This is a genomic window from Mesorhizobium sp. P2_B11 (assembly GCF_056404855.1).
The window spans coordinates 604174-626312 of record NZ_JBFUDF010000003.1 but is presented as its reverse complement, the minus strand read 5'-3'; the positions used below and the strand labels follow the sequence as shown (position 1 = coordinate 626312).

Here is a 22139-nt window from a genome sequence, read left to right as displayed (position 1 = left end):
AAAGTCCCCTACGCCGCGGCCAGCAGGCTGGCATTGCCGCCGGCAGCCGTGGTGTCGACGCAGACGGCGCGCTCATGCGCATAGGCGGCCGGGTTGAGCACTTCGCTGACCAGCGGCACGATCGGGCCGGTCCGGTTGGCGATCACCTTGCGCACGATGCGGGCTGCTTCGGGCTTGCCTGAGAAGGCGACGACGTCGACGCGCAGCGAACGCGCCTCGACCGGGTCGGGCCGGCCATCAATGGCGGCCAGCGGCAGCCCCTTGCCGGTCAGCGCCGACAGGGCTGCCGGCGCGCCCGGCGCCACCGCCAGCACTGCATTGCCGGCGGCCAGCGCCTGGATCGTCTGGGCGAGCAGCGTCTCGGCGTCCGGCCCGAGGCACAGCACCCGGCCGCGCGGCGACAGCGACAGCGTGTTGGCCTCGCCGGTCGGTCCCGGCAGGTCGACCTGGCCGAAATCGATACCGGCAGCGGCGCCGATCGCCGCCGCACCCTTGCCACGCAGATGTTTTCTCAAAATGGCGATGCGGTCCGGCCGCGTCGACCAGCCCCCCAGAGTTGGATCGGGCAGATTGTCGGCGAGTTCGGTCGCCGTCACCTTGTGGCCTTCGCCGACTTCCGTGCCGGCTTCCGCCCCCTTGCGGAAGCGCCTGAGATAGTGCGGACCGCCGGCCTTTGGCCCGGTGCCCGAAAGCCCCTCGCCGCCAAAGGGCTGCGAACCGACGACGGCGCCGATCTGGTTGCGGTTGACGTAGATGTTGCCGGCATGGATGCCGTCGACGAAATGCTGGACGCGGCCCTCGATGCGGGTGTGCAAGCCGAAGGTCAGGCCATAGCCCTTGCGGTTGATGGCAGCGATGACCGCGTCGATGCCGTCGGCATCGAAGCTGGCGACATGCAGCACCGGGCCGAACACCTCGCGCTCCATCTCCTCGATGCCTTTGACCCGGAACACATGCGGTGCGACGAAGCGGCCATCCCCAGGCGCCTCGAGCTTGGCGATCAGCCGGCCCTGCAGACCCATCGTCGTGCAGTAGTCACGGATCGAGCTTTGCGCCTCGTCGTCGATGACCGGACCGACATCGGTCGAGATAGCCCAGGGATCGCCGATGTTGAGCGCTTCCATAGCGCCCTTCAGCATCTCCAGCATCTTCTTCTCGACGTCCTTCTGCACGTAGAGCACACGCAGCGCCGAGCAGCGCTGGCCGGCACTCTGGAAGGCGGACGCCAGGATATCGCGCACCGCCTGTTCGGGCAGTGCCGTGGAATCGACGATCATGGCGTTGAGGCCGCCGGTCTCGGCGATCAGCATGGCATCGGGCGCGGCTGTCTCGGCCAACTGCTTCTCGATCAGCTTGGCGACCTCGGTCGAGCCGGTGAAGCAGACGCCGGCGATGCGCGGGTCGGCGGTAAGCGGCCCTCCGACTGAAGGGCCGTCGCCGGGCAGAAGCTGGATGACATCTTCCGGCACGCCGGCCTCACGCAGCAGTTCGACGGCGCGGAAAGCGATCAGCGGCGTCTGCTCGGCCGGTTTGGCGATGACCGAATTGCCGGTGACGAGCGCTGCCGCGATCTGGCCGGTGAAGATGGCGAGAGGGAAATTCCACGGCGAGATGCAGACAATGGCGCCGCGCGCCTCGGTGCCCGCTTCGTTGTTGGCAGCTTCGGCCGCGTAATAGCGCAGGAAGTCGACAGCTTCGCGCACTTCGGCGACGCCGTCGGCCAGCGACTTGCCGGCCTCACGGGTGGCCAGCGCAAAGAACTCGACAGCATTGGCCTCATAGAGGTCGGCGGCGCGGTTGAGGATGGCGGCGCGCTCGGCGACGGGGCGCTTCGCCCAGGCCGGCTGCGCCTCCACCGCAAAGCGCACGGCCGTCGCGACCTGCTTGGCGGCGGCTTCGCTGACCGTGCCGACGATCTCGGCAGGCTTCGCCGGATTGACCACCGGCCGCTGCTTGCCGTAGCCGGCCGCACGCGTGATCGGCTTGGCGTGCCAGCGCTCGGGCCCGGCAAAGGCTGCCTTGGCTTTGTCGATCGCCGCCAGCGTCACCGGATCGGTGATGTCGAACCCCTTCGAGTTACGGCGGCCGGCGCCGAAAATTGTCGCCGGACGCGCGATTGCCGGATTGGCCGCCGGCCCCTGGCTCTCGACCGTCTCCAACGGATCCCGCGCAATATCCTCCGGCTCGACGTCCTCGTCGGTCAGCTGATGGACGAAGGAGGAGTTGGCACCGTTCTCCAGCAAGCGGCGGACCAGATAGGCCAAAAGATCGGAATGCGCGCCGACTGGCGCATAGATGCGGCAGCGTGTGCCTTCGCTCTGGCGCACTGTCTCATGCAGCGCCTCGCCCATACCATGCAGGCGCTGGAACTCGAAGGCGTCGCGATTATCGGCCATCGACAGGATGGCGGCGACGGTATGGGCGTTGTGGGTGGCGAATTGCGGATAGATGCGGTCGGTCATCGACAGCAGCTTTTTCGCGCAGGCCATATAGGAAACGTCGGTGTTGGCCTTGCGGGTGAAGACGGGATAGCCGGAAAGCCCGAGCGTCTGCGCCCGCTTGATCTCGGTGTCCCAATAGGCGCCCTTGACCAGCCGCACCATGATGTTGCGGTTGTACTTTTTCGCCAGCGCATAGAGCCAGTCGATGGTGAAGGCCGCGCGTGGCCCATACGCTTGCACCACAACGCCAAAGCCGTTCCAGCCGGCAAGCTCCGGCTCCGACAGCACGCGCTCGATGACATCCAGCGACAGGTCGAGCCGGTCGGCTTCCTCGGCGTCGATGTTGAGGCCCATGCGCGAATGCCGCGCGGCCAGCGCCAGCGACAGCAGCCGCTCGGCCATGACCGGCAGCATCTTTTCCTTCTGCGCCTCTTCGTAGCGCGGATGCAGCGCCGACAGCTTGACCGAGATGCCGTGGTTCTGGCGGATATCGGGACCGTTGGAGCCGGAATCGAGCGAGGAAATCGCGTCGGCATAGGCTTTGAGATAGCGCAGCGCATCAGCCTCGGTGCGGGCCGCCTCGCCCAGCATGTCGAAGGAATAGAGATAGCCTTTCTGGATCATCGCCTTGCCGCGCTTGACCGCCTCGGCAATGGTTCGGCCGAGCACGAACTGCTCGCCCATTTCGCGCATGGCGGCCGCGACCGCCTTGCGGATGACCGGTTCGCCGAGACGGCGCACCATCGAGCGCAGCGTGCCTTCGATGCCGCCCTCGCCCTCGTCGAGCACGCGGCCGGTCAGCATCAGCGCCCAGGTCGAGGCATTGACGAAGATCGAGCTCGAACCGCCCGAATGCGCAGACCAGTCATGCGGCGCGATCTTGTCGGCGATCAGGTCGTCCATGGTCTCGGTGTCGGGCACGCGCAGCAGCGCCTCGGCCAGGCACATCAGCGCCACGCCTTCCTTGGTGGAAAGGCCGTAGGCCGAGAGAAACACCTCCATCAGCCTGGGGTCGGACGAGCCGCGCACCGCCCGCACCAGATCGGCGGCACGAGCCGAGATCGCATCGCGGTCTTCGGTGGAAAGTCCGGTTGCTTCGGCAAGCCTCTTCACCGCCGCGTCTTCGTCGGGCAAGTAGTTGGCGCGGATCTGCTGGCGGATGGTGTCGAGCGGCATGGCGGTCCTGCGAAGCGAGCATCAGGGGGCGGTCCGGCGGTCGCCGAACCGAATGGCGCAAGCTAGCACAGAGCCGTATTTTCAGCCGGTCCAAAGAAATCGACATGGCAGGCCAATTGATCTATGATTGCGGTTAATTTCGTATCGAATGGACTGCAGTATCCGTGACCGAAGACCAATTGGACCGCATCGACAAAAACATCCTGTCGGCACTGGCGCGCGACGGGCGGTTGTCCATGTCGGAACTGGCCGGCAAGGTCGGCCTGTCGAAGACGCCGGTGCAGGCGCGGGTGAAGCGCCTGGAGAAAGACGGCTATATCAGGGGCTATCAGGCCATCATCGACCGCGAGCGCATGGGCGAAGGCCATGTCGCCTTCGTCCAGGTCAAGCTGTCGGACACGCGCTCGGCCGCGCTCGACGCGTTCAACCGCGCGGTGCAGGCGGTGCCGGAGATCGAGCAGTGCCACATGATGGCATCGAGCTTCGACTATCTGCTGAAGGTCCGCACCACCGACATCGCCGCCTACCGCCGCGTGCTCGGCGAACGCATCTCGGCCCTGCCCCACGTCGCCCAGACCTCCACCTTCGTGGCGATGGAGACGGTGAAGGACCGGTAGCTCAGTCCGACAGCGTCTTCAAAAACGCCACCAGCGCAGCGCGTTCGCGATCGGACAGTTGCAGCGGGTGGACCTCGGAGGTGCCCTCGACGGCCGCTTCCGCCTTCGCGTAGTGCGCCACCACCTCCTCCAGCGAGGAGAACTGGCCGGCGTGCATGTAGGGCGGCCGGGTCGCCGCGCCGCGCAGCGACGGCGTCTTGTAGGCGCGCATCAGTTCGGGCGCGTCCTTGACCATGAAGCGCAGTTCGCCGCAGGCGCTGGTATCGCCATCGCGAAAGGCGCCGAAGCAGTTGAACGGATCGGCCTGAACCTGGGCCACCGCATCGAAACGGCCGCGATCCAGCGGCAAATCCTTCACCGGCGGCACGCCGGTGTTGTGAAAAGAGTTGTCGGTGAAGCGCGGACCGTTATGGCAGGTCACGCAATTGGCCTTGCCGATGAACAGTTTCAGCCCGAGCATTTCCTCCGGCGAAAAGGCATCGTCGGCTTTCGGCTTGGCGCCGGACGCGAGGTCGATGGCAAACCGGTCGAAGCGCGTCTGCGCCGGTTCGATCGACCGTTCGAAGGCGGCGATCGCCTTGCCGATGTTGGCAAAGACGCGGTTGACGTCATCCATCTGGGCCGCAGTTATCGCCTTCCACGCCGCCTGCTCGGCCTCGTTGCCAAGCGGGCTGGCATTGGCCGGTACAGTGGAAAGGTCTGGCAGCGGTCCGAAGATGCGCTCGTAGCGGGCGCCGAAACGCTTTTGGATGTAATGCGCGAAAGCGGCGCGGTTTCCCGCCTGCTCGAGCGGGTTTTCCAGCGGCGTAAGCGCCTGCGCCCACAGGCTGTCGCGCCGTCCATCCCAGAAGAACCACGGATTGCGCGCGACGCCAGCCAGCGGCATCGAGCGCCGGTTGGTGCGGCCGACGCCGACCGCTTGCGGCAGGTCGTCCTGGAATTGCCGGTCGATCTTGTGGCAGGTCGAACAGGACACGTTGCCGTCATGGCTCATGCCCTGGTCGAAGAACAAAGTGGAGCCCAAGGCCGCGGCGGCCGGCACGTCAGCAAAGCGGTTGGTGGTATCGGGCTTCAGCGCCGGCAAGGCGTTCAGCGCCAGCGACGCGATGGTTTTCTTCTCGGCGTCGGAGAATTGCGGCTTGCCGCAACCGGCGATGAGCAGAATGGCCGCCAGTGCCAGAAAGCGCACAACCCGTCTCATCGGCCGCTCACAGCACCACGTTGAAAAGAACCGTGTCTGAACCGGCGCCGGACGAGATGGCGAAACGAAATTGCCACCAGCCACTCATGGTGAATTTCAGCCCCTCGATGCGGTAACGGCCCTCGCCCAGATAGTCGGTCACCTGCGGGCTGGTCGGCAGGCCATGACTGTGTTGCGGCATGCCGCCCGAGATGGCGATCGCGGCCCGCTCCACCGAAGCTCCGGTCTTTGTCTTCAGCGTCAGCAGCCAGGATTCCAGTTCGCCCTGCCGAACCACGCCCCGTTCCGGCACGAAGCTTGCCACATACAGCCCATTGTCGGTTTTCTTCGTCTGCGAGACGTCCGGGCCGAGCGGTTGCCCCGACTGCGGCGCGGTCAGATAGACGATCGCCAATATGCCGGCCAGCAAGGCGGCCAGACCAAGGCCCGCAAGAAGATAACGCCATAGTGATGCCAAACCGGTTCCTCTACCTTCGCTAACGTCCCAGCGGGCAATTCGCGTCCCGCCGCTTCTGTGGGAAAACGCTTCTGGCGCAAAAAACGGCTCGCGCCAAGCATGGCGCTGCCGGCCGCAAAAAGCTACAGGACCGAAACCAAACCCCGAGGGAGAGTTATGGCAGCAGACGGCGTCGCTTCGATCGGTGAATGCATGCTCGAACTGTCCGGCCAGGCCGGGCCGAACTGGCGCATGGGCTTTGCCGGCGACACGTTCAACACGCTGTGGGCACTGCACGCACTGAGCGGCGAGAGGCCCGCCACATACGTCTCGGCCTTCGGCGACGATCCGTTCTCGCAGAACCAGATTTCCTTTTTCGCCGAAAGCGGCATCGGCATCGGCGCCAGCCCGGTCATTCCCGGCGCGCGGCCCGGCCTTTACGCCATTACCTTGACCGGCGCCGAACGCGCTTTCACCTATTGGCGCAGCGATGCGGCGGCCAGGCGGCTTGCCTCGGACCCGCTCGCCCTGGCAAAAAGTCTTGAAAACCAGGCGCTTGTGTATTTTTCCGGAATCACCTTGGCAATTCTCGACGCCCCCGCGCGCAAGACGCTGCTGGCAGAAGTGGCCAAGGCGCGCGCTGCCGGTTCGCTTGTCGCCTTCGACCCCAACTACCGGCCGCGCCTGTGGCAGAGCCGCGAGGAGGCGCAAGCCGCAATCCTCGACGCGCTTGCCGTCACCGACATCGCGCTGCCGACCTTTCCCGACGAGCAGATGCTGTTTGGCGATACGGCGCCCCAAATGACCGCCGAACGGTTGGGAAAACTGGTCGGCGAAGTCGTCGTCAAGAATGGCGAGGAGCCGGCGCTGATCGCCGCCGGCGGGACGCTGCAGCCGGTTCCGGCCCAGCATGTCGCTGTCCCCGTCGACACCACCGGCGCCGGCGATTCCTTCAATGGCGGCTATCTCGCCGCCCGGCTTGTCGGCCATGCGCCGGCGGACGCCGTGCAACGCGCGCATCGCGTTGCCGCCGCCGTCGTGCAGGTGCGCGGCGCGCTGGCGCCGTTCGAAGTGCTGAGGACAGCGTTCGAAAGCTGAGAATTCCTCAAGGGAGACGGAAGCGATATTCCGTAACCTGATGATAAATCTGGCCCGGCCACAGCGTCGCCTGCGGAAAATAGGGCCGGTTCGGCGCGTCGGGCCATGCCTGCGCTTCGAGACAAAAGCCCGAAAATGCCTTGTAGCGCCGCCCGTCCAGGCCGCCCGAGGTCGGCGCGACGTACTGGCCGGTGTAAAGCTGCAGGCCGGGCTCGGTGGTCCAGACTTCCATCTCGACGCCTGAACTGGCGCCTTGCGCCCACGCCACCTGGTGAAGCGGACCAGGGCTGGACGCCAGGCAGAAATTGACGTCGTAGGGGAGCTGCTCGCCTTCCGTTTCCATGCGCAGCGGCCGCGCCTGGCGGAAGTCGAAAGGCGTGCCGTCGACAGGCTTGACCACGCCGGTCGGGATCATCTCGGCATCGACCGGGGTGTAGGCGCCGGCATTCAGCATCAACCGGTGGTCGAGGATGTCACTGCTGCCGCCATCGTCGAGATTGAAATAGGAATGCTGCGCCAGATTGCACAGCGTCGGCTCCTCGCAGGTGGCGGTCAGCTCCATGGAGAGCGTGCCGGGGATCTTCAGCCGGTAGGTGCAGGTGACGTCGAGCGCGCCGGGAAAACCCATCGTGCCGTCGGGATCGTGCAGGGTGAGCGTGACAAAATCCCTGCCGTGCAGCGAAACCGTCCATGGCCGGTGGAAAAAACCCCGCGAACCGCCATGCAGCGTGTGTTTGCCGAGGAAGTTGCGCTCCGTCTGGTAACGCTGGCCGGCGATAGTGAAGCGGCCGTCGCGGATGCGGTTGGCATAGCGGCCGACGACCGCGCCGAAGAAGGCCCGGTCGGTTTCGTAAGGCTCGAAGCGGTCATAGCCCAGCACCAGCGGCGCATCGTGACCGGCGAGCCGCAGATCCTGGATGATTGCGCCGAGCCCGATGATGTTGGCGCTGATGCCGCCGCCGCGGATGGTGAAACGGCGCACCGGTTCGCCCGCCTGCGTCGTGCCGAAGACCTCGCCGTCCTTCATCGCTATGCCCAAATGCTAATTCGTTGATCCATGGACTTAGAGCAATTCCAGGAAAAGTGTGAAACGGTTTTCCGTCCGGAATTGCGAAAAACAAAAAGATAGAGCGGTTCGGCGTTTCCGCTGAACCGCTCTGGTCTGGCTGGCGGTCGTCTGGCAAGGGCAGGCACGAGGCCTGCCCTGCCCGTCAATGCTTCAGAGGCCGAGGCCGCCGATGCAGACATATTTGGTGTCGAGGTAGTCCTCGATGCCCTGATGTCCGCCTTCCTTGCCGAGGCCCGATTCCTTGACGCCACCGAACGGCGCTTCAGGCGTGGTGATCAGGCCTTCATTGACGCCGACCATGCCATATTTCAGCCCTTCCATAACGCGGAAGGCGCGGCCGAGATCGCCGGTGTAGAAATAGGCGGCAAGGCCGAACTCGGTGTCATTGGCGAGCGCGATGGCCTCTTCCTCGGTCTCGAACTTGAACACGGGGGCGATCGGGCCAAAGATTTCTTCCTTCATGAAGCGCATGTCAGGCTTGGCATTGGCGATGACGGTCGGCTGGAAGAACGAGCCGCCAAGCGCGTGGCGCTTCCCGCCGGCGACAACCTTGCCGCCCTTGGAGGTGGCGTCGGCGATGAACTCCTCGACCTTCTCAACCGCCTTCACGTCGATCAGCGGCCCCTGCTGCACGCCCTCTTCGAGGCCCGAGCCAACCTTCAGGCCATTGCTGGCGACGACCAGCTTCTCGACAAACTTGTCGTAGATGCCGGCCTGAACCAGGAAGCGATTGGTGCAAACGCAGGTCTGGCCGGAATTGCGGTACTTCGCCGTGATGGCGCCGGCGACGGCGCGATCGAGGTCGGCGTCGTCGAAGACCAGGAACGGCGCGTTGCCGCCGAGTTCCATCGACACTTTCTTGACGGTCACTGACGACTTCTGGATCAGAAGCTTGCCGATCTCGGTCGAGCCGGTGAAGGTGATCTTCGAAATCAGCGGGTTGGCGCAGATCTCATCGCCGATTTCAGCGGCCGAGCCGGTCAGGATGTTGACGACGCCTTTGGGGAAGCCGACTTCTTCAGCGAGCGCGCCCCAGGCAAGACCGGAATACGGCGTCTGCGAGGCCGGCTTGACCACGGCGGTGCAGCCGGCCGCGAGCGCCGGGCCGAGCTTGCGGGCCAGCATCGAGGACGGAAAATTCCACGGCGTAATCGCGGCGATGACGCCGACCGGCTCCTTGGTCACCAGGATGCGGCGATCGCCCCACGGCGACGGCACGACATCGCCATAGGTGCGGCGGCCTTCCTCAGCGAACCACATGATATAGGCTGCGGCCGAGCCGATCTCGCCCTTGGATTCGGCGAGCGACTTGCCCTGCTCGATGGTGAGCAGCTCGGCCAGCACGTCCTGATTGTCCATCATCGCGTCATGCAGCTTGCGCAAGAGCTTCGAGCGCTCCAGCGCAGTCGTCTTGCGCCAGCTCTTGAAGGCTTCGCTGGCGGCTTCGATGGCGCGGCGGGTTTCGGCCTTGCCTGATTTCGGCACGGTGCCGATCTTCAAGCCGGTGGCCGGGTTGTTGACGTCGACGGTCTGGCCGCTGTCGGCCTGCACCCATTCGCCATTGATAAGATTGGCCTGGCGCATGAAATGGCTGGTTTTCTGAAGCATGGTGTAGCCTCCGTTCGGCGCACTGACGGGCCGGTCTGTGAATGTCTTCGATGAGCGTGCACGATGGCGTGGATACCCGGCACGCTGAAAGCCACTGCTCTTTACCTAGGGCAAGCCCCGCAAGCAATTGCAAGATGGCATATAGGCTTTGGGCCAGCCAAACGCCAGAGAAAATTCACATGTAAACTAGTTTCAAGTCCAAGCCTACCCAAGGACGTGAACCACCACCGTAAGCCAGAACGTCGTGGTAAGCGCGGCCAGGGCCGTGGCGATGGTCATCTGGTTCGACGCCAGCGCCTGGCCGGTGTTGAACTGCACGGCGATCAGATAGGAATTGACGCCGGATGGCATGGCGGCAACCATCACCGCCACTTTGGCCGTCAGGGGCGGCAGGCCGAGCAACCAGACGAAGACCAGGACCAGCGCCGGCATCAGGAACAGTTTGAGGGCTGACAGGACCAGCGCCGGCCTGACATTGCCCGATATGCCGAAGCGGCGCAGGCTGAGCCCCATGGCGAACAACGCCACCGGCCCCGCCGTAGCGGCCAGCGCATCCACCAGGCGCATGGCGACGTCAGGCAGCGGCGCACCGGTTATTCGCCATGCAAGCCCCGCCAGAATGCCGATGATCAGCGGATTCGTGAACACCCGCCTGAGAAATCTGCGGATAACGCGCCAGGGATGCACGGGTTCGCCGCTGCCGCGGCCGAACACTTCGAACAGCACGATCGAGGCCATCAGCATGGTCGGCAGATGCACCGAGACCAGCAGGGACAGCACCTCGAAGCCTTCCGTTCCGAATATGCCGAGGATGAAGGGAATGCCGAGCAGCACGACATTTGAAAACGCCGACGACACGCCGCCGACGACACCGGCACGGGAATCCCTGCCGAAGACACGGGTGGTGACCAGATGGCCGGCGGCCCAGGTGATGGCGACGGCCGCGAAGTAAGCGCCCCACAGCGACCATGGCGCAACGCCATGAAAATCGGACTTCACCATCGTCTGGAACAGCAGCAGCGGCATCGCCACGTTGACGGCGAATTCGGCGATGCCCTCGCCGCTCGCCGGCCTGAGATAGCCGGTCCACCCGGCGATATAGCCGAGCGCGACAAGGCTGAAGACAAAGAGGACGGTTTCGATGAGCGCGGACATTTTTCGAGGGATAAGCGAGCCATGCTCGCGGCGCAATCGCGCCCGAATTTGATCATCGTTGGCCGGCAGGCTTATAGAGGGTTTGGATCATTGGGCGGACGAAACGGCAAATGGCCTTTGTCGGTATCTCGAAAGGCAATCTTGTCCGGCGGCTGACGGCTTTCGTCGCCGTGCTGCTTTGCCTTGCCGTATCGGTGGCTCAGGCCGCCGAGACCAGAAGCCTCAAGGGCGTGGCGCTGATCATCGGCCAGTCGAAATACGACCATATCGCCGCCCTCGCCAATCCGGCCAACGATGCCCGCGACATGGCCAAGATGCTGACCGACCTCGGCTTCGACGCCCGCAACGTCACCGATCGCAATGCCGCCAAGCTGAAGCGCGACCTCGAGCGGTTTACAGAGGACGCCGAAGGCGCCGACGTCGCCTTCATCTACTATTCCGGCCACGGCATCGAGGCCGGCGGCGAGAACTATCTGGTGCCGGTCGACGCCGACGTCTCCTCGCTGAAAAATGCCGGTGAGGCGCTGGTGCCGATTTCGGCCGTCATGGACGAATTGAAGAAGACCGTGCCGGTGACGATCGTGCTGCTCGATGCCTGCCGCACCAACCCGTTTCCGGCCGACGCGGTCGTGCGCCGGGCGCCGACGGCATCCGCCGAGCCCATTGGCGCCGGCGGACTTGAACCGGTGCGTGGCGCCAAGGCGCTCGGCAACGCCTCGGCGGAGGATGCCAGCCTCGGCACGGTGGTCGGCTTTGCCGCCGAGCCCGGGCGCCCGGCGCTCGATGGCGCCGCCGGCGAAAACAGCCCATACGCCGCCGCCTTGCTGCGCCATCTCACCGCGATGAAGGGTACGGAGTTCGGCTCGGTCATGCGCATGGTGACCGAAGAGGTCTATCTCGACACCAAGGCCAAGCAGCGCCCCTGGGTCAATGAGAGCCTGCGCCGACTGCTCTATTTCGGCGTCGCGCCACCCGAGCTGACGGGCGATGACGGGCTGATCACCGGCGAGCGGCGGCAATTGCTGCTGACCATATCCGACCTGCCCGACCCCAAGCGGGCGCAGGTGGAACTGGCCTCGCTGCAGGACGGCGTGCCACTCGACGCGCTCTACGGCGTGCTCAAGGCGCTCGGCACGGAAAAGATCCCGGAAGACCCGACCGACCTGCAAAAGGTGCTGGATGGCCAGGCCGAGCGCCTGAAGAAGATGATGGCCGAGCGGGCGGCGCTGCGCACCGACGATCCCGAAATCTCGCGCCTCGTCGCGTCCGCCGACAAGGCCATCGGCCAGGGCGCCATGATGACGGCGCGCAAATTCCTCGATGACGCGGTCGGCCGGGTCGAGGAAAACAGCGGTGCGGTCGACGAGGCCGAAGATCTGCTGCGGAAGAAGCGCATCGCCGATGCCGCCATCTATGCCAAACGCGCCGACGCTTCGGCGCTGGTCTTCGACTACAAATCCGCCGCCGCCGACTACGCCAAGGCATTCTCGCTGGTCGAGAAATGGGACGAGAAACTGCGCTGGAACTACAAGAACCAGGAGGCCGAGGCGCTCGGCGCCCATGGCGACGCGACCGGCGATCTCGATGCGCTGCAGCGTTCCCTCAAGGCCTATGATGTGATCCTCGGCTACATCCCCAATGGCGAACACAATCGCGACTGGGCGATCACCCGCAACAACAAGGCGGCCGTGCTGTGGACCATCGGAGAGCGCGAGACCGATACCGCGCATCTCGATGAAGCCGCACAGATCTTTCGCGATTCGCTCGCCGTGTTCGAACGCGAGAAGGACGATACCAACTGGGCTGCCGCGCAAGGCAATCTCGGCAGTGTCCTGTTGAAGATCGGCGAACGCGAGAGCGACCCGAAGCGTCTCAACGAGGCCGTGGCGGCGATGCGCGCCACGCTGGAGAAGCGCCCGCGCGACAAGCTGCCATTGGACTGGGCCTCGGCGCAGATGAATCTCGGCATCGCGCTCTACGCGTTGTCCGAGCGCGAACCGGGCGGCGAGCGTCTTGCGGAAGCCGAGGCCGCCTACCGGCTGGCGCTGGAGGAATACACGCGCGAAAAGACCCCGGTGCAGTGGGCAATGGTCCAGAACAATCTCGGCAACACGTTGGTCACTCAAGGCATCCAGCTGAATGACAAGGCCAAGATCGACGCGGCGGCAGCTGCTTTCCGCGCCGCGCTCGAGGTGCGAACCCGCGAAACCTTCCCGATTTCCTGGGCGACCAGCCGCCTCAACCTCGGCAATGCACTGAGCGGCGCCGCCCGCTTCGAGATCGGCACGGGCGCGTTGGAAGAGGCGGCCGCCGCCTATGACGATGCGCTGACGGTGTTTACCCGCCGCCGCTTCCCGATGGACTGGGCCTCGGCGCAGAACAATCTCGGCTCGATCTACCAGACGCTTGGCCAGCGCACCCAGGATGTGGCCAGGCTTGAACAATCGGTCGCCGCGTTCCAGGCCGCGCGGCAGGTCTATGTCAGGCGGAAATTCCCCCTCGACTGGGCAAACTGCTACTACAATCTCGGCAACACGCTGATGCTGCTCGGCGTGCTCTCCGATAAACCGGACTATTACGACCAGGCCGTCGGGGCCTTTCGCGACGCCTTGCGCGAGCACAAGCGCGAGACGGTTCCGCGGCAATGGGCAATGAGCCAGGCCGGGCTCGGTTCGGCGCTGAACTGGCACGGGCTGAACGGTGGCGGTGCCAAAGACCTCACCGATTCGATCGCCGCGCGCAGGGCAGCGCTCGAAGTGCTGACCGCTGAAACAGCCCCCGTCGACTGGGCGAACGCCCAGAGCGGCATCGGCACGACCCTGCTCAATCTCGGCAATCTCGAACGAACCGGCAAATATCTGGATGACGCCGAGGCGGCCTTCACGGCGACGCTGAAAGTGTTCACCCGCGAGAGCCTGCCGCTGCAATGGGCCGGCCAGCAGAACAATTTAGGCGACGTCTACTGGAGCCGCGGCACCTATGGCGGTGGCAAGGCCGATTTTCAAAAGGCGATCGCCTTCTTCGAAAATGCCAAGCAGGGCTATACCGAAGGCGGCGTCACCATGGCCATCCCGCTGACCGACAAGAAGATCGATCTTGTGAAGAAACAGATGGCGAAAATGTGAGGCTGCGGGCCTACCGTCAGCCTGTCGCTTGTCTTTGTGCCGGCTTTCCGATCCCTATATCAGGATGATCGGAGCCGACATTGGCTCCCGGAAAGGTTTCGATGATTCGATTTGTGCTGGCGCTGTTCCTGCTTGCCGTTCCGGCGGTTGCCCATGCGACGGACGCCGGCTGGGCATTGCTGCGCGACGGCGGCCGTGTCGTGCTGCTTCGCCATGCGCTGGTCACCGGCACCACCGACCCCGCCAATTTCGACATCGGCAACTGTGCGACGCAGGTCAATCTGTCGGCACGCGGGAAGCAGCAAGCAAACAAGATTGGCGCCTTGTTCGGCGCTCGTTCCGCGCCGGTGGAGCGCGTATTGTCCAGCCGCTATTGCCGCTGCCTCGACACCGCCCGCATCGCCTTCGAGGCTGAGCCGGAACTTTTTGCGCCACTCGACCTCCTCAAGAGCGATCCGACCGAGAAGGCGGCGCAACTCGACGCAGTCATGAAGGAAATCCGCGCCTATACCGGTTCCGACAATCTGGTCATGGTCACCCATCTGGAAAACATCCAGGCGCTGACCGGCGTGTCGCCGCGCGAAGGCGAAGCGGTGGTGGTCGAGCCGCAAGGCGACGGCCTGCGCGTGCTTGGCCGCGTCACCTTCTGAGCCGCCCGTCAGCCCTGCGCACTGTTGCCGAAATACCACCGCCGAAAGAAGCCGCAAATTCGCCGCCACAATGCCGCTTGCGACAACCCGTCGCAGGGTCTATAGGCGCGCTCCCGGTCACGAAAACCGAAGCGAGCACAACGGTTGGAGCTTTCGTCTCCGCCCGTGCAGACGGCTCTGCCGCCCTGTATACGGCGCCGCTTCGGGGGTTGGGATCGCGGATGTAGCTCAGAGGGAGAGCGCCGGATTTGGATCCGGAGGTCGCAGGTTCGAGTCCTGCCGTTTGCACCACGGATAGCTCAGTTTGGTTAGAGCATCAGACTATTAATCTGATTGTCGAAGGTTCGATTCCTTCTCCATTGGCCTGAAAAGCCAACACCCAGCAGGTGTTATCCAAAACGGTCCGGGGACCGGAATGCTGAAGACCTGGCGAGCCGCCGAAGCCCACGGGCCAAGGCAGATCGAAAGGTCCGACGCCATCGGCTCGCGGCCAGGCCCGCGGTGATGGTCAAGGCGCAGTGTCGCCGGCAAGGGAGGCTTCGGCCTCCGGCGCTCGCTTCGCTGCCCCGCGATCCGCTCCCGAAGGCCCGCCGCGGTTTGATGCCACCGGTCCCCGGATCATTCGTGCCCCGGGACATGAAGTACGACGAAGTGAAACGAGAAATGAAAAGGAAGATCGACGCATGACGTGACGCCTCGCATGGGGCCATGCCCGACAGGAGTAAGACAATGACGACTATTCTCGACAAGGTTCTTGGACGCGAGCGCGTCCTCGTAAAGGAAAACGAACGTGCCCTCACCCTCTACAAGGGGGAGATCAAGGCTGTCCTGCTGCCGGGTGAGCATTCGCTCGTCAACCGGCGCGGCAACCTTGAAGTGTCGCGGCACGATCTGAGGAACCCGGAATTCGTTTCGGCGTACGAGAAGGCGTTGTTCGACAAGCTCCCGGATATGGCCGCGCGTCATTTCACCGTCGTTCGCACCGGGCGCACGGATGTCGCCGTCATCGAGCGTGACGGCAACCTGCATGCCGTGCTCGCACCGGACCGCAAGCTGGTGCTGTGGACGGATGCCGGACCGTGGAAGGTGACGCTGGTCGACACCGCAGTCGATCTCGCCATCGACCCGGCGCTGATGCGCCGGCTCGGCCAGGCCCGGAAGACGGAATTGATGTCCGTCCATCCGGTCATCGACGGTCAGGCCGGACTGCTGTTCGTCGACGGTGTGCTGGTGCGCACGCTGACTGCGGGCGTGCATGCGTTCTGGAATGTCGGACGCATGGTGCAGGTGAAGGTGGTCGACCTCAAGCGCCAGTCGCTCGATGTCGCCGGGCAGGAAGTGCTGACCAAGGATCGTGTGACGATCCGCGTCAACATCGCCGCCGAATACCAGGTCGTCGACCCGGTCAAGGCGGTGAGCATGGTGAAGGACTTCTCAGAAGCCCTCTACCGCGCCCTGCAGTACGCCTTCCGCAAGACGCTTGGCGCGCTGACGCTCGACCAGATCCTTGAAAAGAAGGTGACGGTCGATGAGGAGGCGGCGGCCAAGGTCCGTGCCGATATGGCCGCGATCGGGATCGAGGTCAGCGATATCGCCCTCAAGGATGTCATCCTGCCGGGCGAGATGCGCGAAATCCTCAACCAGGTGGTTTCGGCCGAAAAGCAGGCCGAGGCCAACGTCATCCGCCGCCGCGAGGAGACGAACGCCACGCGTTCGCTGCTCAACACGGCCCGGGTGATGGCCGAAAACCCGGTGATGCTGCGGTTGAAGGAGCTCGAGGCTCTGGAAACCATCGCCGGAAAGGTCGAGCGGCTGACCGTCCACAACGGAACGGGCGGACTGCTCAACGACATCGTCAAGCTCCGCGAGAGCTGAGCTGACGTTGCGTCAACGGGAAGGGCCGCCGGGTTAGCCGGCGGCCCTTCTTGCGTTTCTTGAGACCCCTCCCCATCTGCGCCCGGCGCATCAGGCCTTTTCCTGCCGGGAAAAACCGATTAGACAGCGCCCAAACCAGATGCGGACAGATTCCGCCCGCAACCGAAGGAAGAGCCCTTGTCCACCACGTTCGACAAAGTCGCCAAGATCATTGCCGACACCAGCGAGATCGATATCGACACCATCACCCCCGAGAGCCACACGATCGACGATCTCGGCATCGACAGCCTCGATTTCCTCGACATCGTCTTTGCCATCGACAAGGAATTCGGCATCAAGGTGCCGCTGGAAAAGTGGACCCAGGAAGTCAATGACGGCAAGGCTTCGACCGACGATTACTTCGTCATGAAGAACCTGTGCGCCAAGATCGACGCGCTGGTCGCCGCCAAGAACGCCTGATATCGGCTGGCGCGCGGCCTTGACGGGCTGCGCCGCCTGACCCACAAAGCCGCTCATGAGCAGCCCCCGCGACGTCGTCATCACCGGCATTGGCCTTGTCTCCTCGCTGGGAGAAGGCCCTGACGCCCACTGGCAGAAGCTGGCGCAGCCCGGCCTGCAGCCGGTGCTCGAGGCCGCGCGCTTTGCGCCCTACACCGTGCATCCGCTGCCCGAGATCGACTGGAACCTGCAGATCGCCAAGCGCGGCGACCAGCGCCAGATGGAAACCTGGCAGCGGCTCGGCACCTATGCCGCGGGCCTGGCGCTGGACGACGCCGGCATCAAGGGCAATGACGAGCTCTGCACGACCATGGACATGGTTGTCGCTGCCGGTGGCGGTGAGCGCGACGAGGCGGTCGACGCCGCCATCCTCGCCGCTTCCGAAAGCCGCAACGACCGCGATGTGCTGCTCAACGAGAAGCTGACCACCGAATTGCGGCCGACGCTGTTTTTGGCCCAGCTTTCCAATTTGCTCGCGGGCAACATCTCCATCGTCCACAAGGTGACCGGATCGTCGAGGACCTTCATGGGCGAGGAAGGGGCCGGCGTCGCCGCGGTCGAGACGGCCGCCGCGCGCATCCGCTCGGGCCAGTCGACGCATATTCTGGTCGGCGGCGCCTTCCAGACCGAACATTCCGACATGCTGCTTGGCTATGAACTGGCCGGCTATCTGCATCGCGGCCCGTGGAAGCCGGTCTGGCAACGACAAGGCGCCGAGGGCGGCGGCCTGGTCTCCGGCTCTGGCGGCGCCTTCCTGGTGCTGGAGCAGCGCGAACACGCGCAAAGCCGCGGTCGCAAGATCTATGCCGAACTCGGACCGGTCGTCTCCGGCCGCGCCAGGCGCTCGCGCGGCGAACTCGACGCCGAGATCGCGGCATTGCTCAAACAGGCGGCGCTCCCCAACGGCAAGCTGCTTGCCATGTCCGGCGCATCCGGCGCGCATACGGCAACGTCATCCGAAAAGGCAGCGCTTGACGCCAATCCGGCGATATCGGCGCGCGGCTTCGCGACGCTGACCGGTCACATGAAGGAAGCGCAGTTTCCCTTTGCCGTGGCGCTCGCCGCATTGGCCGTCGACCGTAAGGCCGCCTACCCCGTTTTCGACGCCGCGGCCGAGAAGCCGTTCGAAGGCATCCCCGAAACCGTTCTTGCAACGGCGATCGGCTATCACCAATTCGAGGGCATGGCGCTGGTCAACGCTGCTTGAAGCAGCGCTGCGCGATCATGCTGCAAAGTTAAGAGGTTCCGGATGGCCAATCTCAGAGATCACATGGGCAGGCCGATCGTCGCCGTCACCGGCATCGGCGTGGTGACTTCGCTCGGCGTCGGCAAGGCAGACAATTGGGCAGCGCTCACCTCCGGCAAATCGGGCATCCACCCGATCACCCGCTTTCCCGTCGACCATCTCAACACCCGCATTTCCGGCATGGTCGACTTCCTCGATTCAAGCTCGAAGGGCGCCAGCCTGCTGACCTATGAGCTGGCCGAAACCGCAGCGAATGAAGCCGTGGCCGAATCCGGTCTCGATTCCTCCGATTTCGGCGGCCCGCTCTTCCTCGCCTCACCGCCGGTCGAGCTCGACTGGCACGACCGCTTCTCGCTCTACAATTCCGACGACAAGGACGCCGGCGCCGAACGACTGCTCAGGGTGGCGCGCGGGCTGAAGGAACTCGACATCTTCGAGACCACGCAGTTCGGCTCGATCGCCGACCGGCTGGCCGACCGGTTTGGCACGCGCGGCCTGCCGATCACCCTGTCGACCGCATGTGCTTCCGGCGCCACCGCCATTCAGCTCGGCGTCGAGGCGATCCGCCGCGGCGAATGCGACCGGGCGCTGTCGATCGGCGCCGACGGCTCGGCAACCGCCGAGGCGTTGATCCGCTTCTCGCTGCTGTCGGCGCTGTCGACCCACAACGACATACCGGAAAAGGCCTCGAAACCCTTTTCCAAGGACCGCGACGGGTTTGTGCTGGCGGAAGGCTCCGGCGCGTTGGTGTTGGAGTCGCTTGAGGCAGCCTTGGCCCGTGGCGCCAGCGTTCTCGGCATCCTGCGCGGCTGCGGCGAGAAGGCCGACGATTTCCACCGCACCCGCTCCAAGCCCGACGGTTCACCGGCGATCGCAGCCGTGCGCGCCGCCCTTGCCGATGCGGGCCTCAGCGAAGACGAGATCGACTACGTCAACGCCCATGGCACCTCGACGCCGGAAAACGACAAGATGGAGCATTTGTCGCTGTCGACCGTGTTCGGCGAGCGCATCGGCTCGATGCCGATCTCGTCGAACAAGTCGATGATTGGCCATACGCTGTCGGCAGCGGGCGCCGTCGAGGCGGCATTTTCGCTGATGACCATGCGCGAAAGCGTCATTCCGCCGACCATCAACTACGACAATCCCGACCCGGCTATCGTGCTCGACGTGGTGCCGAACAAGAAGCGCAATGCCGAGGTTCGCAGCGTTTTGTCGAACTCCTTCGGCTTCGGCGGCCAGAACACCTGCCTTGTCATGGCGCGGGAACCGGTCTAAGCGAGCGCTTTCCCCAATGCATGTCGCGCAAAAGTGACATCGGTTTTGCGACAACGACATGCATAAAACAAAGAACTGAAGCGCGAAGCGCTTCGGAACAGAACCGACAGGCCTTATGCGCGCACTGCAACTTATCGAGGACCGCCGTCTTGAAACGGTGGACCTGCCGCCCCCGCCGCCCCCCGCGCTTGGCGAGGTGACGCTGCGCATCAAGGCGGTGGCGCTGAACCATATCGACGTCTGGGGCTGGCGCGGCATGGCCTTCGCCAAGCGCAAGCTGCCGCTGGTCGTCGGCGCCGAAGCGTCCGGCGAGGTCGAAGCCGTCGGTCCGGGCGTTTCCAGCCTGCTGCCGGGACAATTGGTGTCGATCTACGGCGCCCGCACCTGCGGCCTCTGCCGCGCCTGCCGCGAAGGCCGCGACAATCTCTGTGAACATGTCTCGGGCGTGCACGGCTTCCATCTCGACGGTTTCGCCCAGGAGAAGATCAACCTGCCGGCGCGCCTGCTGGTCCCCGCCCCGCCCGGCGTGACCGATATCGGCGCCGCTGTCGCGCCCGTCACCTTCGGCACGGTCGAGCACATGCTGTTCGACAATGCAAAGCTGCAACCCGGCGAGACGATCCTCATCCATGCCGGCGGTTCCGGCATCGGCTCGGCGGCGATCCAGCTCGCCAAACGCATGGGCTGCACCATCATCACCACGGTCGGCTCCAACGACAAGATCGACAAGGCCAAGGTGCTCGGCGCCGACCATGTCATCAACTATCGCGACGACCGCTTCGAGGGCGTGGTGCGCAAGCTGACCAAGAAGAAGGGCGTCGATGTCGTCTTCGAGCATGTCGGCGCCGACACCTTTGCCGCCTCGATGCTGTGCCTGAAGCGTGGCGGCCGCCTGGTCACTTGCGGCTCGACCTCGGGCGTGTCGACGCAGATCAATCTGATGCAGCTCTTCCAGCAGCAGCTCAAGCTGCTCGGCTCCTTCGGCTGCCGCATGGAGAACATGGCCAACGCCATGCAAAAAATGGCGGCCGGACAGGTGGCGCCGGTCATCGACACCGAAGTCGACTTCGACGGCATCGACGCCGCCTTGAAGCGCATGGAAGGCCGCGACGTGTTCGGCAAGATCATCCTGCGCGTTTCCTAGTATTATGGTCGGCAAGGTGTTCAAGAAAGCCCGCCGGGACTTCATGTTCCGCTATGGCCGAAGACTGCGCCAGTTGGACCACTGGCTGACGGCGCGGGCCGCGATGATCATCATCTCGCTGTTGAGGTTGCTGCCGGCCGACAAGGCGCTCAACTTTGCCGACCGTGTAGCCCGCCGTATCGGCCCGCGGGTCGGGCGCCACCGCGTCGCTGTCAACAATCTGCGCCTTGCCTATCCCGAAAAGAGCGACACCGAGATCGAAGCCATCGCGCTCGACATGTGGGGCAACATGGCCCGGCTCGCCGCCGAATACATCTTCCTCGATGCGCTTTTCGACTACGATCCGAAGGCAACCACGCCCGGCCGGGTCGAGGTCCGCGGCGTCGAGCATTTCCATGAGATTGCCGGCGAGGAAAAGCCGCACATCCTGTTCACCGGCCATCTCGGCAATTTCGAGCTTTTGCCGGTGGCGGCCGCCACCTTCGGCATGAAGATCACGGCGCTGTTTCGTCCGCCCAACAATCCGTACCTCGCCGACTACATCCACTCGACCCGCCGTTCGAGCATGGGCGCTCTGTTGCCCTCCTCCACCGGCGCCTCCTTCGCGCTGGCGTCGATCCTGGAGCAAGGCGGCAATATCGGCGTTCTGGTCGACCAGAAGTTCTCCAGCGGGCTGGAGACGACCTTCTTTGGCCGCCCGTGCCAGAGCAATCCGGTGCTCGGCATGCTCGCCCGCCACTATGATTGCGATGTCTATCCGGCGCGCTGCGTCCGCTTGCCGGGCAACCGCTTCCGCCTCGAGATCGAAGACAAGCTCACGCTGCCGCGCAATGCGACCGGCAGCGTCGACGTCCCCGCCACCACGCAACTGCTCGCCGACGTTGTGGAGCGCTGGGTTCGCGAGGACCCGGGACAGTGGATGTGGTTCCACAAAAGGTGGGAAATCTCAGGCCGGCGTCGCCGCCGCCGCGGACAGTCCAAGGACGCTGCCGGCCAGCGGCAGCGTCAATCCTAGGTCGTCGTCAGTTCGTCACCACGATCCGGGTGTTGCCGAAGCCGACTTCACGGACCATCGAATAGAAGACCGCGGCATTGGCCGTGTGCAGCCGCACGCAGCCATGCGAGGCCGGACGCCCAAGCTGCCTCACCGCATTGGTGCCGTGGATGGCGTAGCCGCCATGGAAGAACACCGAATAAGGCATTGGCGACATGTGGTATTTCTTCGAATACCACATCCGCGCCGTCCGTTGCGGCCGATAGGTGCCGGGCGGCGTGAAGTAGCCGCGGCGCGCGGTCGACACGCTCCAGCGATAAAGCACCTGACCATACTGGCTGACGGTCATGGTCTGCGACGAGACGTCGATGTTGGCCACCAGCGAAGCCGCCCGGCTTTCGATGGACGTACCGAACAGCATCGCAGCAAAAGCTGCCGCCATGAGAACGATTTTAGTCATGAGATCAAACCCCTTTGATGCCCCTTGCCTGCTCTGTTATCACGCGGTTTTTCACCTTTTTAACGGCAGGT

At 64.5% G+C, this 22139-nt stretch carries 17 protein-coding genes and 2 tRNA genes; 12 read left to right on the top strand and 7 right to left on the bottom strand.

Annotation, left to right across the window (positions count from 1 at the left end):
* Positions 1–8 precede the first annotated feature (8 nt).
* Positions 9–3617, bottom strand: coding sequence for a bifunctional proline dehydrogenase/L-glutamate gamma-semialdehyde dehydrogenase PutA (putA, locus tag AC1DYJ_RS11555; protein WP_477426071.1), 3609 nt, complete (start codon positions 3615–3617; stop codon positions 9–11).
* A 164-nt stretch (positions 3618–3781) separates the two neighbouring features.
* On the opposite strand from putA, the gene AC1DYJ_RS11550 reads away from it, so the two are divergent.
* Positions 3782–4234 carry an Lrp/AsnC family transcriptional regulator gene (locus AC1DYJ_RS11550; protein ID WP_023739069.1) on the top strand — a complete coding sequence of 151 codons (453 nt, stop codon included), beginning with the start codon at positions 3782–3784 and terminating at the stop codon, positions 4232–4234.
* 1 nt (position 4235) lies between these two features.
* Here the strand turns inward: AC1DYJ_RS11550 and AC1DYJ_RS11545 are convergent, their stop codons facing one another.
* Both AC1DYJ_RS11545 and AC1DYJ_RS11540 read right to left on the bottom strand, forming a co-directional pair.
* Positions 4236–5435 carry a cytochrome-c peroxidase gene (locus AC1DYJ_RS11545; protein WP_477280859.1) on the bottom strand — a complete coding sequence of 400 codons (1200 nt, stop codon included), beginning with the start codon at positions 5433–5435 and terminating at the stop codon, positions 4236–4238.
* 7 nt (positions 5436–5442) lie between these two features.
* A complete protein-coding gene (locus AC1DYJ_RS11540; protein ID WP_477280857.1) occupies positions 5443–5892 on the bottom strand; it encodes a FixH family protein in 450 nt (149 codons plus the stop codon).
* Between the two features lie 156 nt (positions 5893–6048).
* Here AC1DYJ_RS11540 and AC1DYJ_RS11535 point away from each other — a divergent pair, with 156 nt between their 5' ends.
* Complete coding sequence (locus AC1DYJ_RS11535) at positions 6049–6969, top strand: sugar kinase (RefSeq protein WP_477280855.1); 921 nt, start codon at positions 6049–6051, stop codon at positions 6967–6969.
* A gap of 7 nt (positions 6970–6976) precedes the next feature.
* On the opposite strand, the gene AC1DYJ_RS11530 is transcribed toward AC1DYJ_RS11535, so the two are convergent.
* The 3 genes from AC1DYJ_RS11530 to AC1DYJ_RS11520 all read right to left on the bottom strand — a co-directional run bounded on the left by AC1DYJ_RS11530 (position 6977) and on the right by AC1DYJ_RS11520 (position 10801).
* The gene (locus AC1DYJ_RS11530) at positions 6977–8002 is read right to left on the bottom strand and encodes an aldose epimerase family protein (RefSeq protein ID WP_477281727.1); all 1026 of its coding nucleotides are present in this window, start codon (positions 8000–8002) and stop codon (positions 6977–6979) included.
* Positions 8003–8188: 186 nt separating this feature from the next.
* Positions 8189–9646 (bottom strand): NAD-dependent succinate-semialdehyde dehydrogenase, encoded by a 1458-nt coding sequence (locus tag AC1DYJ_RS11525; RefSeq protein WP_477280853.1) that lies wholly within the window; start codon positions 9644–9646, stop codon positions 8189–8191.
* Positions 9647–9850: 204 nt separating this feature from the next.
* Positions 9851–10801, bottom strand: coding sequence for an AEC family transporter (locus AC1DYJ_RS11520; RefSeq protein WP_477280851.1), 951 nt, complete (start codon positions 10799–10801; stop codon positions 9851–9853).
* A gap of 110 nt (positions 10802–10911) precedes the next feature.
* Here AC1DYJ_RS11520 and AC1DYJ_RS11515 point away from each other — a divergent pair, with 110 nt between their 5' ends.
* The 10 genes from AC1DYJ_RS11515 to AC1DYJ_RS11470 all read left to right on the top strand — a co-directional run bounded on the left by AC1DYJ_RS11515 (position 10912) and on the right by AC1DYJ_RS11470 (position 21629).
* A complete protein-coding gene (locus AC1DYJ_RS11515) occupies positions 10912–13926 on the top strand; it encodes a caspase family protein (protein ID WP_477280849.1) in 3015 nt (1004 codons plus the stop codon).
* 101 nt (positions 13927–14027) lie between these two features.
* Positions 14028–14576 carry a histidine phosphatase family protein gene (locus AC1DYJ_RS11510; RefSeq protein WP_477280847.1) on the top strand — a complete coding sequence of 183 codons (549 nt, stop codon included), beginning with the start codon at positions 14028–14030 and terminating at the stop codon, positions 14574–14576.
* Between the two features lie 217 nt (positions 14577–14793).
* A tRNA-OTHER gene (locus tag AC1DYJ_RS11505) sits at positions 14794–14867 on the top strand.
* A gap of 2 nt (positions 14868–14869) precedes the next feature.
* Positions 14870–14939: transfer RNA gene (locus AC1DYJ_RS11500), tRNA-Asn, on the top strand.
* Positions 14940–15305: 366 nt separating this feature from the next.
* The gene (locus tag AC1DYJ_RS11495; RefSeq protein ID WP_477280846.1) at positions 15306–16451 is read left to right on the top strand and encodes a slipin family protein; all 1146 of its coding nucleotides are present in this window, start codon (positions 15306–15308) and stop codon (positions 16449–16451) included.
* 177 nt (positions 16452–16628) lie between these two features.
* Complete coding sequence (locus AC1DYJ_RS11490; RefSeq protein ID WP_006335407.1) at positions 16629–16910, top strand: acyl carrier protein; 282 nt, start codon at positions 16629–16631, stop codon at positions 16908–16910.
* 55 nt (positions 16911–16965) lie between these two features.
* The gene (locus AC1DYJ_RS11485; RefSeq protein WP_477280844.1) at positions 16966–18156 is read left to right on the top strand and encodes a beta-ketoacyl-ACP synthase; all 1191 of its coding nucleotides are present in this window, start codon (positions 16966–16968) and stop codon (positions 18154–18156) included.
* A 42-nt stretch (positions 18157–18198) separates the two neighbouring features.
* A complete protein-coding gene (locus AC1DYJ_RS11480) occupies positions 18199–19470 on the top strand; it encodes a beta-ketoacyl-ACP synthase (protein ID WP_477280842.1) in 1272 nt (423 codons plus the stop codon).
* Positions 19471–19585: 115 nt separating this feature from the next.
* Entirely contained in the window at positions 19586–20614 is a 1029-nt protein-coding gene (locus AC1DYJ_RS11475) for a zinc-binding dehydrogenase (RefSeq protein ID WP_477280840.1), read from the top strand.
* A 4-nt stretch (positions 20615–20618) separates the two neighbouring features.
* On the top strand, positions 20619–21629 hold the full coding sequence (locus AC1DYJ_RS11470; RefSeq protein ID WP_477280838.1) for a lipid A biosynthesis lauroyl acyltransferase: 1011 nt from the start codon (positions 20619–20621) through the stop codon (positions 21627–21629).
* A 7-nt stretch (positions 21630–21636) separates the two neighbouring features.
* Here the strand turns inward: AC1DYJ_RS11470 and AC1DYJ_RS11465 are convergent, their stop codons facing one another.
* The gene (locus tag AC1DYJ_RS11465; RefSeq protein WP_477280836.1) at positions 21637–22068 is read right to left on the bottom strand and encodes a L,D-transpeptidase; all 432 of its coding nucleotides are present in this window, start codon (positions 22066–22068) and stop codon (positions 21637–21639) included.
* Positions 22069–22139: the final 71 nt, after the last annotated feature.